The organism is Streptomyces sp. NPDC059534 (assembly GCF_042743475.1).
In the GTDB taxonomy this organism is placed as follows: domain Bacteria; phylum Actinomycetota; class Actinomycetes; order Streptomycetales; family Streptomycetaceae; genus Streptomyces.
Genome location: NZ_JBHWAQ010000132.1, coordinates 1 through 1,865, shown reverse-complemented (window position 1 = coordinate 1,865; position 1,865 = coordinate 1). Strand labels below are relative to the sequence as shown.

Sequence of the window (1,865 nt, the reverse complement as noted above, 5' to 3'; positions counted from 1 at the left end):
CGGCACCGCAGCAGTGAAACCCTTGGGTGTCGAGGCCCGGGCTCTACTGTGCTACCTCGTGCCAGGACTGTAGCGAGCGAAAGGGGTACATCGGGGCGTGCCGCGCCGCAGACTCGGTAGCTGTCAACGGTGCATGACGCTTCCGTGTCGCGTCTCCTGCTCTGCCCGCTGACAATGGAAACGCAGCGGAGAGGTGCCCTCCTCAGGGACCAGGACCAGCCGAGGAGGCAGCACCGGTGGTTCCTTCGTGGAGTGTCCCGCCGCGAAGGGACCACCGGTGTATCCGGGAAGCCGCGCCGGACCGGATACACCAGCGGGAACGCATGATCCGCCGGATCTGCGTCGGCCACGGCCGGTATCACCGGGACGGGCTGATGGTCGCCCTTCCGGTACTCTGCAGTTCCCGGAGCATGTCGATCACCGCCTATCACCGTGTCGGCGCGGGCGGCTAGCCTGCCGGTATGCCAGAGCGTGTCATCCAGGGCCGTAAAGGCGGCCTGATCTCCCTGGGCGCTGCGGACGCTTTGTGGGCTGGCCTGACGAGCGAGAGCGGTGTGCCGACGGCTGCCGCGGCGTTCACCTGCTCTCCTGCTCCGGAGTATGTCCTGCTCGGCGGCCGCGTGGTGGCGACGATGAAGGCAGACGGCGACCAGCGGAGTGTTCCGGAGGCTGCGGTGCGCCGGGCGGCTGCGGAACTGAACGCGGTGGGGATGGACCGCCGGGATTTGGTGCGTATCGGTCCGTTCCGTGGCGTGCTGAAGCGGGAGTACAGGGAGGGGACGCTGCTGCGGTGGCGCGAGCGTATTGCCGGGGAACTGCAGGAGCCCGGAAGCCCTGACCGGACGTCACGACGTGAAAGGGGCCGGCTGCCTCACCTGGCGGGGATCGACTGGCGCCGGATACTCGTAGAGCAGACTCAGGGGCGCGAGGCGCGGTCCTGGTGGCTGCCGCGTGCTGTGGTCCGGCTGCTGGACGCGGCCGAGCATGCGGAAAGGCAGTGGTTGCAAGCCACGCAGCAGCCAAGCGAGGCCGTCACCGCCGACGGCCGGGAGGCGACGAGCCCTGACTGTCCGACCACAACGCTGCGGGCGTACGGCGGGGAGCTGAAAGGTCAGCTGTACGCGGTCCTCAGCAGGAAGCCCGGCATCTCCGGCAAGGTGGCCGGGTGGATCTGCGCGGTCTGCCGCACGGCACCTGCTGCGGTCCTCGACCACTGCCATGAACACGGCTATGTCCGTGCCCCGGTCTGCCACTCCTGCAACACCCTGGAACGCCCCGACCACCTCTACAGCAAAGACATTCGCGTGGCCGGCCGCTACACCCGCCTCTTCGACACCGACAGTGCCGACTGGCTGCCTCACTGGCACCGCTGCCCCGGCTGCCGCGCCCGCACCACCCTGCCCCTGCCCCACCTCGCCGCATGGACCGCCCACATAGCTTGCCGCTCCCTGCGCCCGACCCACCGCCCTCGCGGATCGCGCGGGCGCACACCCTGCGGGGTGCTGCGCGTGTCCTGGACAGGCAGCCACAACGCGCCCCGTTCCTGCCTGCTCATCATCGTCGTCGACTGCTGCCCTTCCGGCGAGCACCGGGTCCTGGCACGAGTCCCCTACCGCGAAGCCGCCGAGCGGTTCCGTATCTGGCTGGCCGAGACCGCCCCCGACGTGGCTGCCGCGGCCGGACCCGACCGCCTGGACGGCCTGCCCATCCAGTCCCGGCCGGTCATCGTCGACACCAGCGGTGAAGGCATGGCGCTTTTCTGAACGACCGTTACTGAGGTTTTCGGGTTGTCGTCGGGGAGTGACGGTTCATGATCCCTGCGGTATGCCGGTGGGATGAGGTATCCGGAGGGTGGGGGCCTGACC

General features: G+C 69.2%; 1 protein-coding gene. It reads left to right on the top strand.

The window, feature by feature from the left end:
• Nucleotides 1–461: 461 nt before the first annotated feature.
• Complete coding sequence (locus ACFVZH_RS40300) at nucleotides 462–1,763, top strand: endonuclease domain-containing protein (protein ID WP_384905616.1); 1,302 nt, start codon at nucleotides 462–464, stop codon at nucleotides 1,761–1,763.
• Nucleotides 1,764–1,865: the final 102 nt, after the last annotated feature.